The organism is Nostoc sp. DedQUE08 (genome assembly GCF_034530895.1).
Classification (GTDB): domain Bacteria; phylum Cyanobacteriota; class Cyanobacteriia; order Cyanobacteriales; family Nostocaceae; genus Nostoc.
Window position 1 is genome coordinate 1 of the sequence record NZ_JAVRCD010000079.1, and the last position, 14,182, is coordinate 14,182.

The 14,182-nt window shown below is 39.3% G+C and carries 11 protein-coding genes; 4 read left to right on the forward strand and 7 right to left on the reverse strand.

Annotation, left to right across the window (positions count from 1 at the left end; translation table 11 throughout):
• Window positions 1-51 precede the first annotated feature (51 nt).
• From RMY64_RS32665 to RMY64_RS32685, 5 genes are all read right to left on the reverse strand, one after another.
• Window positions 52-273, reverse strand: coding sequence for a hypothetical protein (locus tag RMY64_RS32665; RefSeq protein ID WP_322702203.1), 222 nt, complete (start codon window positions 271-273; stop codon window positions 52-54).
• A 106-nt stretch (window positions 274-379) separates the two neighbouring features.
• Entirely contained in the window at window positions 380-637 is a 258-nt protein-coding gene (locus RMY64_RS32670) for a hypothetical protein (protein ID WP_322702204.1), read from the reverse strand.
• A gap of 507 nt (window positions 638-1,144) precedes the next feature.
• Window positions 1,145-1,948, reverse strand: a complete 804-nt coding sequence (locus tag RMY64_RS32675) for a hypothetical protein (RefSeq protein ID WP_322702205.1) — start codon at window positions 1,946-1,948, stop codon at window positions 1,145-1,147.
• Window positions 1,949-2,233: 285 nt separating this feature from the next.
• Window positions 2,234-2,416: a hypothetical protein gene (locus RMY64_RS32680; RefSeq protein ID WP_322702206.1), complete on the reverse strand. Its 183-nt coding sequence runs from the start codon at window positions 2,414-2,416 to the stop codon at window positions 2,234-2,236.
• A 77-nt stretch (window positions 2,417-2,493) separates the two neighbouring features.
• Window positions 2,494-2,916: a hypothetical protein gene (locus RMY64_RS32685; protein WP_322672693.1), complete on the reverse strand. Its 423-nt coding sequence runs from the start codon at window positions 2,914-2,916 to the stop codon at window positions 2,494-2,496.
• Window positions 2,917-3,582: 666 nt separating this feature from the next.
• Here RMY64_RS32685 and RMY64_RS32690 point away from each other — a divergent pair.
• On the forward strand, window positions 3,583-6,753 hold the full coding sequence (locus tag RMY64_RS32690) for a plasmid replication protein, CyRepA1 family (protein ID WP_322702207.1): 3,171 nt from the start codon (window positions 3,583-3,585) through the stop codon (window positions 6,751-6,753).
• Window positions 6,754-7,075: 322 nt separating this feature from the next.
• Here RMY64_RS32690 and RMY64_RS32695 read toward each other — a convergent pair whose 3' ends face one another.
• Window positions 7,076-7,390 (reverse strand): hypothetical protein, encoded by a 315-nt coding sequence (locus tag RMY64_RS32695; RefSeq protein ID WP_322672695.1) that lies wholly within the window; start codon window positions 7,388-7,390, stop codon window positions 7,076-7,078.
• 165 nt (window positions 7,391-7,555) lie between these two features.
• Between RMY64_RS32695 and RMY64_RS32700 the strand changes: the two genes are divergently transcribed.
• A complete protein-coding gene (locus tag RMY64_RS32700; protein ID WP_322702208.1) occupies window positions 7,556-9,376 on the forward strand; it encodes a tetratricopeptide repeat protein in 1,821 nt (606 codons plus the stop codon).
• A gap of 418 nt (window positions 9,377-9,794) precedes the next feature.
• Here RMY64_RS32700 and RMY64_RS32705 read toward each other — a convergent pair whose 3' ends face one another.
• The gene (locus RMY64_RS32705) at window positions 9,795-11,009 is read right to left on the reverse strand and encodes an FAD-dependent oxidoreductase (RefSeq protein ID WP_322672697.1); all 1,215 of its coding nucleotides are present in this window, start codon (window positions 11,007-11,009) and stop codon (window positions 9,795-9,797) included.
• 257 nt (window positions 11,010-11,266) lie between these two features.
• On the opposite strand from RMY64_RS32705, the gene RMY64_RS32710 reads away from it, so the two are divergent.
• A complete protein-coding gene (locus RMY64_RS32710; protein ID WP_322672698.1) occupies window positions 11,267-11,977 on the forward strand; it encodes a pentapeptide repeat-containing protein in 711 nt (236 codons plus the stop codon).
• 359 nt (window positions 11,978-12,336) lie between these two features.
• Window positions 12,337-13,812 (forward strand): pentapeptide repeat-containing protein, encoded by a 1,476-nt coding sequence (locus RMY64_RS32715; protein WP_322702209.1) that lies wholly within the window; start codon window positions 12,337-12,339, stop codon window positions 13,810-13,812.
• The last annotated feature ends 370 nt before the right edge of the window (window positions 13,813-14,182 follow it).

The window sequence follows — 14,182 nt, forward strand, 5'->3', positions numbered from 1 at the left end:
GCGCGGGAGCGCAGCTACGCTGCGCCATTGCTTGTGACAGTTGCGTAAGTCCTATATAAAAGAAGTGCTATCCACCAAAGACCAAGCTTTATCTTCTCTAGTTTTGAGTAGCTCCCAAGCTGCTGAATCTATTGTTGGTTCAATATAAATCAAGTTGATATAAGGAGCAGTTCTCACAGCTTCTAGGTATTTAAATAACTGCGGACGAGGGACTCGTAAAGGGCTATTCAGCAAAGCCACCAGTTCAATAACAACATAATTAGTTGTTACCATTGCTTAATTTTGCTGACGTTTATGTTGAAACCACTGCTTTGCTTGTTCGTGGTAGGACTCAGTTGCAATAAATAAATTAGCCCACCCCGATGTATCGATAAAGACTTTATTCGTCAATTTTTAACTCCTGCTGCAAAGTTTGCTGGAGATATTTATCGTGGTTTTCTCCTACATCAGAATTATCAAATTCCAATGTACCTAGTAAAGGTAAAATTGGATCGAATTCGGAGATATTTTCCTGTTTAGCTGATTGAGATAACGATTGCAGAATTAAATCTTCTAAAGATAGATTCAGTTTTTCCGCCTGAACAGTTAATTTACTTTCTAATTCATCTGACAACTGTATTGTTAATGTTTTAGCCATTTTCTTCACCAGTTACGGATGTTCAATAATCCCATTATATGCATGTATAGCAAGTATAAGAAAGTCTTGGTCTAGCTTGGAAATAATCGCAACTATTTGTAAAATGCAAATTATAAGTTTTACTTGCTATTCAATAATAACTTCAGTTAACAGAATATAAAACTATTACAGCACCAAGAAACGTGTCTGCGATCGCGGTTTCAAAGAAATCAACGCTGAGATGTTGTATGCCGCGAAGGAAGCTGTAGGGGCTTAGTTTCAGAGCTTAACAATATCAGCAGTCAGCCTTGGAAGTTGACTGCTGATATTGTTATGTGAGTAGAGCTAGCAAACTACTTAGTCTTTTTGTTTAGTGTTTTGATTAGTTCAGTAATCAACTTCAATTGGATTTGGGAAAAGTAACTCGATATCATTACTAAAAATGCTAGTTATATTTGGTAACAAGACTGAAAAGTTTCTTGCTTTTGAGTCTGTGAGAATTTATTGCACAGTTGGGTTAACTGAAGCTTAATTTAGTGTTTGTTTTTGGATTTTTTCCCATTCCCCTTGAATACTTTGTAATGCCTTCAAGGTACGATTCAAACGAGCTTTCTTTAACTCAGGAGTCTCTTTTTGGAATAAACTAGGAGAATTTATTACTTTATGTAGTTCAGATTGGGTGGAATGCAAGCGATCGCTCAAACAGCGTTCAAAGATTTCATCATTACCACTGCTCACATTTTCTACTAATTGACGATATATATAATCTTTAGAACTGATTTGACCTTTGAGGTCAGTATTAACAATTTCCTCAATTAACTTGTAGTAACAGTCAGATAGTGCAGTTGGCATAGATTCTGCTGCTAAATTATTTTTTTCAGAGGTAGAGGGATCGGATATTTCTTCTTTAATTGGCGTTACGAAAATTTCCTCAGAATTAGGGAATTCTTCTTTAGTGGGTGTTGGTAAAGTTTTCCGAGAATTTGTAGGTGAAGAATTTGCTTTAGAATTAGATAAGTAATAATCTGCTAAAGAGCCGCAGAGAAACTCTTCACGAAAGCGGTTTATTTTGGCACGTGACTGGATTTTGCGGTAACGACGTTTCTGATACCATAAACCAGAAACTAGTAAGCCTGCGATCGCTCCTATGCCAACTCCTGCCATAGCAACTTTGCCATCTTCTAAAGCTTGATTTTGTTGCCCAGATTCAACAATCGGATTGGAAGATTTACTTTGAGTAATAGCATAGTTACTGGCTGAACTTAGCTGTATGCTAGTGGCGACCGCCGCAGCCGACAGTATCAATCTAAATACTAACTTTGATTTCCACATAATTTTTCAGGTTAAAAATATGTTGTCTATTTCTGGAGACTAACCGCCTCCCCAAGGAGTGAATAGTTAATAATCAAACTAACTAGATATGTCTTTTACTAAAGAAGTTCCACTTCACTTATATAAAAAATAAACTTTCTCAATAGTAGTTTCCACAATATTTTCTTATTTTTTAACATTATTTGCGGTTTAGGAATCTTGACAAAGCCATATATTAATACCATTTTTCAAAGTATCTGTATGAGGTATTTCTTAAAATGGTGATGATTTATAGCGATCGCATAATCAAGCAGCATTGAGTTCGGTAGGCAATAGTCGAGGATGTGCGATCGCTGCTAGGCTCTCCTTTGGTATCACATATTGCTGAACATAAAGTCTATAAATGACATTAAATTGTAGGTGCCATAGCAAAATTTGGTATAAATAGCACCAGTACCTCATCGGTAGTGTAGTGTTAGAGATTGTCATAGCCCATTGTATCGCCTCTTGGATTTGAAAGATATGAGCCAATAAAATGTAAACTTTCAAAGACTTGCACCAAGTTTCTAACTACTTTGCTCTTTAATTTCTCTGTGCGTAGTTCTATTTATAGAATAGGTGCTTCCTCGAAAGCTCAACTTATGAGTTGCTTGTGGTGTAATGATTCCAGTCGATTGCGTATTAGGATCGGCGCCAACAACATAAATACATCCCCGAAAGCTCAACTTATGGGTTACTGATGGTGTGGTTTCTCCATCTAATTTGGGGTTGAGGTCATGACGATAGGAAGCTCCACGGTAGATTAAGTGATAATCTGGTTCCGATTTGGGAACTGGCTGTTGTGTAGATTGTGTTTCTCTGCTGACTATTTTGTTTGTATAATACTCGTAGCTTGTACTGATAAGAATAAGAGTTAACAGTAGAAGTAAAATCTGCCAAGGAGCCAACATTAAACCCAAAATCAGGCTGATAGCTGCAAATACAGTCACTAAATGTGAGATTTCATTATTTCTATTTTTGAATAAAAAATAGCCAGTGATGAAACAAACACACGGAAAAATGAAAAAGTACAAAGCCATATTTCCTAACATTCGCAACTAAAAGCAAAGGGTTTATAAAGCAGATTGAACTTATTTTAAAAGTTGTTGTTTATTTTACCTCCAATCAGCTTGAGAAGTTACCGTGCTACTGGAGTAAAAGTTTTACGTTGAGGTATCTGTATTAGCTGCGATCGCAAATAAAAATTAATATTTCAGACTATCTCAAACCTTTGGAGCAGAGTTCAAGGACTATCTAGAGTAAGCGTTTTGTATTCATTCAGAGAGGTTACAGGCGTGGTATAGAGTGGATGCTCAGTGTAAAGCTTTTGCTGAAGTATATGAAGATATTACCTTATAGCGATGTTATAGGGCGATCGCATTCCTTAACGCAGAAATTTACTGATAAATAAAAATTAAAAGCGAACAAATATCACAATACAAAATTATTACTTCGGGGATCTAATAAGCAGAATAACCCACTACAGTTCTAACCGATGTATCTCCAGTAACAAAGTAAAAAAAGCATCATAAAAGCCTCGCAATCTCGCGTATTAAAAAAAAGCAGATGCATGTTACTGTTTTAATCTCATTGTCTTAACTTTCGAGCCTTTCCCTATGCATCTGCACTATTTACACCCTCAACACCTTGAAGAATTAGTCAAGAGTAGTGGTATAGACTTACACTTAGTGCAGCTGAATTTTAGGTCGCTCCAAGGTGTAACAGCTTATGAGTACCTGTTGATTTCTGAGCTACTCCCCCGCACCAATACCGGAATGGTGAAAAGTACTTGGTTGCAGCGTTACGCTCACATTACAGAAGGTGGTTGGTGGTGTTCGGGACTAGACCCTCTGAATAATTGGCAAATGATGGAATGGGGATGCTTTAAGCCAAACCAACCCCGACAAAATCACAATGGCAAGTCCATCAAGTACGAGCATCCTCCCAGCACACCAACGCGAGTGTTTTGTTTGCGGGTAACGTTGCAAGTGTGGCAGCAAGTCGCTGGGCGTTACAATCTGGTCATGCCTGATAATATCACCATTACTCCTGATGGCGAGGCTGAAGGCTTTTGGCAATGGGTGATGCAACAGAACATTCCCCTTATCATCTGCGAGGGTGTAAAGAAAGCAGCCACATTGTTGACGCAAGGATATGTAGCCATTGCCATTCCCGGAATTACCAGTGGTTATCGGGTTGTGAAAGATGAATTTGGTAAAGTTACCCGTCGTCAGCTAATTCCTGATTTAGCCGTGTTTGCGATTACAAAGCGCAGCTTTTACATTTGCTTTGATTTTGAAACTCAACCCAAAACAATTGCTGCTGTAAATAATGCTATTTCTCAACTTGGCTGTTTATTTCAGCAAAAAAATTGTCCTGTAAAAGTCATCGAACTTCCAGGAATAGAAAAAGGGGTTGATGAGTTTATTGTTGCTAAGGGTACAAATAGTTTCGAGAAAGTTTATCGCCAAAGTGTTGATTTAGAAATTTACCTTGCTCAAACCAAACCCCACACTGAGTTAAGTATTCCTGCGGCACTTACCTTCAACCGTCCTTATATAGATGAAATACCTTTCCCCACCTCTGGATTAGTAGGAGTCAAATCAGCGAAAGGAACGGGGAAAACTACGGCACTACAAGGCGTTGTTCAACAAGCAAAAAGTCGAAACCAACCCGTTTTGTTAATTACTCACAGAATCCTACTTGGACGATTCTTGTGTGAAAAAATTGGTATTCAATGGGGAACACATAAAGAAGATGGGGAGAAAAAGATTAATAAAACACTTACCCCTGCTCCTCCCATACTGCGCTCTCTATTCCCTCAGCAATCTATCGGCTTGTGCGTTGATTCGATTTGGAAACTTAACCCAGAACATTGGCGGGGAGCAATAGTAATTTTAGATGAAGTAGAGCAATCTTTATGGCATCTGTTAAATAGTAATACTTGTAAGCATAAACGGGTAAAAATATTAAAGTTATTCCAGCAACTCATTGCAACAGTTTTAACAAGTGGGGGGTTAGTAATTGCTCAAGATGCTGATTTATCAGATGTTTCACTTGAATATTTACAGGGATTGGCAGGAATTAAATTAACACCTTGGGTAGTTCTCAATCAGTGGAAACCTCAGCAAGGTTGGGACATAACTTTTTATGATTCACCGAATCCAACACCGCTAATTCACCAACTAGAATTGGATTTACTTGCTGGACGTAAATGTTATGTTACTACTGATAGTCGGGCTGGGCGTTATAGTTGTGAAACAATTGAACGTTATTTGAAAGAAAGGTTACAAAAATTACGGCGACAATTTCCTAAAACTCTGGTAGTTAGTAGTCACACTACAAATACACCTGGTCACGCAGCAGTTGATTTTATCGCAGCGATTAATCAAAAAATCTCGGAATATGACGGCGTTTTTGTTACTCCTAGCCTTGGTACGGGAATTAGTATTGATGTCCAACATTTCGACCGTGTTTATGGCATTTTTCAAGGGGTAATTCCTGACTCAGAAGCAAGACAAGCGTTAGCAAGAGTCCGGGATGATGTACCGCGTGTTGTCTGGTGTGCTAAACGAGGTATTGGTTTAATTGGTAGTGGGAGTACAAATTACCGTTTGTTATCTGATTGGTATCAAGAAAATCAAAAAGAAAACTTAGCTTTGCTGAGTCCCCTACATAAAATAGATGTGGATTTACCCTTAGTTTATGACCCGATTCATTTGCGAACTTGGGCGAAGTTATCTGCAAGAGTAAATGCTTCTATTCGTCTCTATCGACAATCGATGCAAGATGGTTTGATTGCTGATGGGCATCAAATTCAGGTGCGGAGTAATGCAGTTCACAATAATATTATTCGAGATTTACGCCTAGCCTTTTTAGCAACCGATGCCGATGATTTAGCTACCCGCAAAAGGTTAATCTTAGAAATTGTTAAAGTTCAAAAAGATTGGGCACAAAGTCGCCAAAAAGCTAAAGAAATTAAACGTAAAATTAAAGAAATTAAGCAGCAAAACCAACTATCGGTAGCTACTGCTGTCGCTAATGCTAAAGATATCGATTATGTAGAATATGAGCAGATGTTAGTTAAGCATTCCCTAACGGATGGAGAACGCAACCAAATTAATAAATATGTTCTTAGACAAAGATATGGTGTAGAAATTACTCCTTGGCTGAAATTACAGGATGAACAAGGATATTATCGTCAGCTGTTAATTCACTATTATTTAACTCACGAGAGCGAGTATTTTCACGTTAGAGATGAGCAAGAATGGCATCAGCAATTGTCTTGGGGTGAAGGAAAAGTTTTTCTTCCAGATTTAAAAACTTATACGCTCAAGATTGAAGCTATGAGAGCATTAGGGATGCTTCAGTTTCTCGAAGAAAAACGCGAATTTCATGAAAACGATACAGATTTGATATTGCTGAAAAATATTGCTTTTCAGCATAGTAAGCATGTTAAAAGAGCGCTTGGTATTAATTTAGTTGGCGAGAAAGAAAAAGTTTCAGCCATAAAAATACTTGGGCGACTACTAAATCTATTAGGTTTGAAGCTAAAACTAGTGAATCAGGTTTATCAAATTGATTTAGAAACACTACATGATGGTAGGGAGAAAATATTTGCTGTTTGGCATAAACGAGATGAGTTGATGTTGGCTCATGTTAAGAGTGTTGGTTATGAGTTACCTGATTATTCTTCAGACTGCAAATTTGAAATTATGCAGAGCAACTCTGAAAAGGTAGACGATAAATTATCTTCTACATCTACTCTGTCTTTATCTCAGATATAGCAATTATCAATTGTTTTATCGCAAAAGCATTTTAGGGTTTGTAATCAGGGAACTCCAAAAAAGAAATTATCCAATATTGTGGGGTGGGCATCTTGCCATTAGTGTCAACTTAAGCTGAAACTCCTTTAAAACCTTGTTTCCAGGCAAAGTCGGGAAATGCTGCTCTGCTGCGAGTCTTGAGGCAGAGCCTCAAGGACGGCATTCCCAGTCGGAGACTGGGAACGAGATAAAGACCATAGGCGATTAGTTGATGTCTTGAAAGCTAAATAGAACTAACTAAAACCCCTCCTGAAGAACTTTTCAAGAGGATTTTTGTAATCGCCTACTCCATTGGATCGTCTCTGCCAATGCCAAGCTCGCGCAACTGCACTCTTACACTATCCCAATCTTGCCCGCAGTAGTAGTATTTTTTTTGGCGTAAGTCTGCTAGATAGTAGCCAACTTTTCCGCCATTAATCCGAAATAACTCAACAACAACTTTCTTTTTAGTTGTGCCAAACATGAATTCAATATCGCCATCTGGTAAATTTAATGGGTTGTAAAAAGTTTTACCTTTTCTAAAATGCCAGTAAGACCTTTCGGGTGTGATTTTGCGCTCAATGACTCGAAACCTAATGGGGTGAATTATGCTGTTCATAACTTTTAAGCTTTAATTAGACTTTCAAATAAATGAAACCCGTTCGCGCGATTGAAACAAAAAATGCTAGCAACCGGCACAATAGTAGTTGGAATAATTTTAAAAACATATCGTTAACAATCCCAATGTTTTAGGCTAGAGAATGTCAAAAGCCAAAAAAGTTATATGAATGCAGAAGATTTTTTTAACCAAGGATTAAACCAAAATTTGCAAGGAGACTATCAAGCCGCGATCGCAGCTTACACCCAAGCAATCAAGTTAAATCCTGACTATGCCGAAGCTTACCATAATCTAGGGCTGATTTTAAGTGGTCAACTCAAAGATTATCGCAATGCGATCGCTAACTTTAATCGCGCCATCGAAATTAATCCTAATTTTGCCATAGCCTATTACAACCGCGCTAATGCTCGTTACTTTTTAGCCGATTATCAAGGCGCAATCGCAGATCATAACATCGCATTACAAATCGATCCCAATCTAGCGCAATCTTACCACAGCCGGGGGAATGCCTACTTTGCTTTGGAAAACTACGATAAAGCGATCGCAGATTATATCCAAACAATCGAAATGAGTACCCAATTAGCTGATAATATCAATATTGATATTGCTAACGCTTATCATAATCGCGGCGTAACTCGTTTTGAACGTGGCGATCGTCAAGGAGCAATTGCAGATTTTCAGCAAGCTTTACAATGGCATCCCCATTTTGCCGCAGCTTACAGCAATCGCGGTAACATCCACCATATTTTAGGCAATTATCAAGAAGCGATCGCTGACCATAATCAAGCATTAAAATTAGATCCTAATTTGGCGGAAGCTTATCATAACCGAGGTAATGCTCACTACGCTTTAGCAGATTATCAAAGTGCGATCGCAGATTACAACCGCGCCCTAAAAATCAATCCCAACTTTGCCGGAGCGTACTATAATCGGGGTTTGGTGCTTGCTCACCTCAAAAACTATCATGAAGCAATTGAAGATTTTAACCAAGCATTAAAGCTGAATCCTGATGATGTGCAAGCTTATTGTGAGCGAGGTCTGGTTCGTAGTACTCTTGAAGACTATCAGGGTGCGATCGCAGATTATGACCAAGCATTACAAGAAAATCCGACTCTAGCTTTAGTATATGGCTTTCGCGCTAATGCTCGTCGGCGATTGGGAGATTATCAAGGTGCAATTGAAGATAGTAATCGCCTATTACAACTCAATCCTAATTTAGCAGAAGGATATTGCGATCGCGCGGCGGCTCGTCGTTCTATAGGAGATTATAAAGGCGCAATTAAAGATTACGATCGAGCATTGCAAATTAATGATAACTTAGCCGCAGCTTATTATGGTCGGAGTATTGCTCGTGAAGCCCTGCAAGATTTACAGGGAGCAATTGATGATAACACTCAAGCCATAGAGCTTGTTCCTGATTTTTCTCAAGCGTATTGCAATCGAGGAAATGCTCGTCGTCTTTTAGGAGATGAACAAGGAGCGATCGCAGATTATAACCAAGCATTAAAAATTAATCCTGATTTAATTGAAGCATATTACAACCGAGGTTCCACTCATTATGCTTTAGAAGCTTATGAAAGTGCGATCGCAGATTACACCCAAGCTTTGCAAATAAATCCCCAATCTGCTGCATTTTATAGCGATCGCGCTAATGCTCGCTATGCCCTAGAAGATTATCAAGGGGCAATAGAAGATTACAGTCGAGCGATCGCGATCGACCCCAGTTTTGCCGAAGACTGGTACAATCGAGGTCGTAGCCGTTCTCTGTTGGGAGACTTACCAGGAGCGCTTGCAGACTTAAACCAAGCCTTACAGCGTCAACCTAATTGGGCTTCAGCTTACATCCTTCGAGCAGATGTCTACCGGAATTTGGGAGACTCTCAGGGAGCAATTAAAGATTTTCAGAAATCCGCAGACTTATATTACCAAGAAGGGAATATTCAGTATTACCAACAAATTATTGAGCTAATTGAACAGCTTAGATGAGGGGATTTGTCATTTGTCATTTGTCATATCATGTTCGCTTGATTACTTATTAAATCCGAAGAACCCCACCCCGCCAAAGCTATGCTTTGTCTCCCCTCCCGAAGAGCCTACGGTGTATACACAAGTCTGAAATAGTTTATTCACCTGGTTCTTTGTGTCAGTTTTACCCCACCCTAACCCTCCCCGTATGTATTGGGGAGGGAACTAAATTTCCTGTTTCCCCCCTTGATAAGGGGGGATTAAGGGGGGTAATTTGACTTGTGTATACACCGTAGCCCGAAGAGCGGGGAGGGGTTGGGGGTGGGGTTCTTTTATTATGGGTAATTTGGCGGACATGATATCATTAGTCATTAGAAAGAGGCAGAGGGGAAAGAGGTAATTTTATTCTCCCTCCAGCCTCCTGCTTCTTACCCACTTTCTACTCCTTTGTTTCTTCAAAGCGAAAGCGTTCCATAAAACGGCGGTCAATCCAATCTTTGTAATGCCACAAGAGTTTGTGAGGTGGTAAAGTAAAGATGCCTTTGGTAGCGATCGCTCGTTTGTCCCCTGTACCAATTAAACTTAAATATTGTTTCTGTGGCTTATAAGGTTTGAGTGGCTTGCCTAATAAAATTCGCTGCAAATTCTCAAACAAAGGTTTACCTTGTCTAACAGCAAATACCCCAGCTTTCGGACGCTGATGATTTACCATTGTGGCAATGTCACCAGCAGCAAATACCTGCGGGTGCGTTTGAGATTGCAACGTGTCTTCTACCAAAATAAAACCTTGCTCATCAGTTGCTAGTCCAGCATTTTTTAACCATTCGGGTGCTGATGCTTGTGTTACCCAAAAAATCTTATTGAACTCTACTGTCAAACCAGATTCACATTTAATTTCAAATACTTCTTTAGCTTCATTCTGGGTTTTAGGTGCAATTTTACACACAAATTCTCTCAGATGTAACTTAATCCCTCGGTCAGTTAAAATTTGCTGAAGTTGATGCCGTACTGATTGATGATAATTGGGCATCAGTTCTTGTCCGCGTTGGAATAAATGAATTTCTAGGTTTTGAATAGGTTGTTTAGTTTCGTGCAAAATCCGATGTAAACGAGATTGCATCGATAGCGCTAATTCTACACCGCCAGCGCCACCACCTACGATCGCAATGCTAATTGGTTCTTGAGGATTTTTACCTACAGCTTCAATTAGTTCATACCAATGCTCTAATAACTGCGATACTGGTTTAGCTGCGATCGCATATTCTGCCGCACCTGATACAGACAGTATGGCTGGAGTGCTGCCAATATCAATAGACAGCACATCAAAATCTACCGCAAGTCCGTTATCACAAAGAACTTTGTTGTTTTTTAAGTCAAGGGCAACTACTGTGTCAATATACAATTGTACTTGAGCAAAGTTCGCCAAGGGTTGCAAGTCAATATGGCATTCATTGTGGCTGTAAAATCCGGCAATATGTCCTGGTAACATCCCAGAGTAGGCTGTCTCTGATGCTGTGGTAATCAGTATCAAACGTACTCCTGTTAACGGTTTGATACGGAACATTTTTATAACAATAGCATGGCTGTGACCGCCACCAATTAACACCAGATTTTTAACTATTGATTGTATATTTTGCTGAGGTTTAATAGTCATTTTTAGTTAATCAATGATTATAAATAAATCAAAATTATCATGACGAGAGTTAATTGTCCGTGAAGACTAAAGACTAGTGAATACAACTGATTATTGGGAATGTCTACTTAAGGAAGAAGTTATATTTTCCATTTTGTTGCTTCCATAAATAAATTTCAGTATTAACTATGTATGAAACAATAGCAGACGTAAATAATTTATTCAACAAAATTAAAAATTGAAATTTATTTCCATTAATTATTAATGCCTTTCATGCCATGAAAAAAATTTTATCAAAAAGTCACATCCAGTTATCCCAAATATTCCTGCGGATACCTGTTTTCGAGAAACAAGTTAAACAAAATCAGCATCAGTCGCTAAAACGACGCTTCAGAATAGCAAGCCAACAGCTAGAAAATAACACTCTAGAAATCAGTCTAGCTGTAATCAATGATTTAGAACAAATTGCTTATACCTATCCCCAGTACCATTGGACGATCGTAGATATTCTTACTAGTTTTGTACGAAAAAATGCTCCTTATATACCCCAAGAGGAAGTAACGAGCCACGTGTCAACAAAAATTCGTTTAGATATTCAAGCCGCGCTGACTGTTATCGCCAGAAGAGATGCAAACAAAGACCCAGTAAATGAGCAACTTGATTTGAGCTTCACGGATATCAGAGGAGCAAACTTGAAAGGGGCGAATCTCCAACAGATAAATCTCTATCAAGCTAATCTAGCTGGGGCTAATCTTAGAGAAGCAAATCTAGCGGGGGCAATACTTAGTGCAGCTAATCTAGAAGGAGCTAATTTATATCTAGCGAACTTAGAAGGAGCAATCCTCAGTGCAGCTAATCTAGAGAAAGCTAATCTTTCTAAAGCTAACCTGCATCGTGCCAGTTTATATCTAGCTAGCTTGCATGGAGCAATTCTTTATGACACCATACTTGATGAAGCAAACCTCAGAGAAACCAAATTTTCTGAGTAATATCATATCCGCTTGATTGCTTATTAAACGCTAAAAACTCCACCCCAGCAAAACCACGCTTTGTCTTCCCTACCCTTATTAAAGAGGGGATTAAGGGGAAGAATGCAAGTAAATGAAAAATTTTTCCCTACTCTTTAGTAGAGCCGTGATTAATTGCCTCTCTCCTCATTCTCTATTTTCAGCGTAATTCGTAATTTTTGTAGCGCAAGCGTTTCTTGATGTGTGACGTAAAATTATATTAGATATAATTCCCTAGTTCAATAAGTGTTTTGACACCTATTATAAATTTCTGCTAAATGCTATACTATTTTTCCTCAACATCTAAGTAATAATTCTAGGTTGTAAGGAAAATTTTTACCATGTCTTCTAAAAAGACAGACGCTCTTTTGAATTGGTTGATAACTTTAACAGCTATATTTGGCTGTTCGTTGACTGTAATTTTCTTTGCCTTGTCCAATATTAAAGAATTGTCAATTCAAGAAAAAATCCAGTTTAGAAACCAAGCTTTAACAACTACTGCAATAGTTTTTCTGGCATCGACAGCAATGTTTAATACTTATTATGCAGCAAGACGTGCCCAAGCGATGCACAAGAGTGCGATCGCATCTGAGAAAAACTTAGAAATTGGCTTGCAAAATGCCAAACTCAATCAAGACAGATTGATTGCAGAGCGCTTTATGGGCGCAATTGCCCAGCTTGGCCATGAAAAAGTTGAAACTCGGACAGGTGCAATTTATGCTTTAGAAAGGGTTGCTCAGGATTTTCCTCAAGAACACTGGACAATTATGGAAATTCTCACTGCCTTTGTGCGAGAGAATGCATCCATCCAGCACCTAAAAGGCGAGCAACAAAAGCCGGAATATCAAGGAGCAATTTACTCAAGTCGGCGTAGAGGTGGGTCGCGTCCGACACCGCAGTTAGAGCAAAATCTCCATGAAGAATTTCCCAAAATACGCACCGATATTCAAGCAGCTCTAACTGTTATTGGCAGGCGTAATTTACTCGAAGACCCAAAAGATCAAAAACTTGATTTACGTAACACCGATATTAGACAAGCAGACCTACTAAAAACCAACCTGCAACAAGCTGACCTGCGTGGGGCTGACTTGAGTGGGGCTGACCTGCGTGGGGCTGACTTGAGTGGATGTGACCTTAGCGGCGCTAAACTCATTAGGTCGATTCTCTATGAAACAAAATTAATAAAAGCTAGTTTATATGGAGCCAACCTTTGTTGGGCTAACCTGAATCGTACTAACCTCTCTGGAGCTAACCTGCGTTCAGCCAACCTCTCTGGTGCAAGTCTGCGTGCAGCTAATTTACAAGGGGCGAACCTTTATAAAGCTAATTTGCAACAAGCGACCTTAAAAGCTGCTAATCTCTCTGGAGCAAAGTTGTTTTTAGCTAATTTACAAGGAGCAAAATTGGGTAAAGCCAACTTGCAGCAAACGGGTTTGATTGGTGCTAATCTTTGTGGGGCAAATCTGAATGGAGCTAACCTTTCTGGGGCTAATTTGAATGCAGCCAAACTCCACCAAACAGAAGTCTATTTTGCCAACCTCTCAGAAGCTAGCTTAACGGAAGCTGACCTGTATCAGGCTAATCTGATTGGAGCAAACCTGTATAGGGCAACCTTTTATCAAGCTAACCTGACTCAGGCAAACCTCATGGGAGCTAACTTTTCACAAGCTAATCTCAATGATGTCAAATTGGAAGGGACAATTTTGACAGGAGCAAAAAATTTAGAGTTGCATCAGATTAGAGAGGCACTTGGCGATCGCACCACTCGCCTACCTGATTATATCGAAGCACCTACACATTGGCGGCAATCGAGTTAAGCGATCGCAGCATCATTAGTTATTTGGGCGTATTCTACCGTTTTCACTTAGTGCCATAGTTTTTACCAAAATTCTCCGTAAAAATCACCGAAAAATCTTCAACTACCCGAACATTGGAAAGCTCAAGTTTCAGAGGATGTTTGAAAAGTCGTAAAGTATATTATAAACCCCACTTCCATTCCTCTCCCCGTTGGCGTCAACCTGCCATTAGGCAAGCAAAGAGAGGCTTTGAAACCCCCATTCCTTAGTAGGGAAGCTACGGTGTACACACAAGTCTGAAATAGCTGATTAACCAGGGTTATACCCCACCCTAACCCTCCCCTTGCAAAGGGGAGGGAATTAGATTTCCGGCTTCCCCCCAATGCATCGG

Coding starts and splice junctions, on each gene's coding strand:
- RMY64_RS32700 (WP_322702208.1), top strand. CDS start 7,556: ATGAATGCAGAAGATTTTTTTAACCAAGGATTAAACCAAAATTTGCAA.
- RMY64_RS32690 (WP_322702207.1), top strand. CDS start 3,583: ATGCATCTGCACTATTTACACCCTCAACACCTTGAAGAATTAGTCAAG.
- RMY64_RS32675 (WP_322702205.1), bottom strand. CDS start 1,948: ATGTGGAAATCAAAGTTAGTATTTAGATTGATACTGTCGGCTGCGGCG.
- RMY64_RS32715 (WP_322702209.1), top strand. CDS start 12,337: ATGTCTTCTAAAAAGACAGACGCTCTTTTGAATTGGTTGATAACTTTA.
- RMY64_RS32670 (WP_322702204.1), bottom strand. CDS start 637: ATGGCTAAAACATTAACAATACAGTTGTCAGATGAATTAGAAAGTAAA.
- RMY64_RS32710 (WP_322672698.1), top strand. CDS start 11,267: ATGAAAAAAATTTTATCAAAAAGTCACATCCAGTTATCCCAAATATTC.
- RMY64_RS32665 (WP_322702203.1), bottom strand. CDS start 273: ATGGTAACAACTAATTATGTTGTTATTGAACTGGTGGCTTTGCTGAAT.
- RMY64_RS32680 (WP_322702206.1), bottom strand. CDS start 2,416: ATGACAATCTCTAACACTACACTACCGATGAGGTACTGGTGCTATTTA.
- RMY64_RS32695 (WP_322672695.1), bottom strand. CDS start 7,390: ATGAACAGCATAATTCACCCCATTAGGTTTCGAGTCATTGAGCGCAAA.
- RMY64_RS32705 (WP_322672697.1), bottom strand. CDS start 11,009: ATGACTATTAAACCTCAGCAAAATATACAATCAATAGTTAAAAATCTG.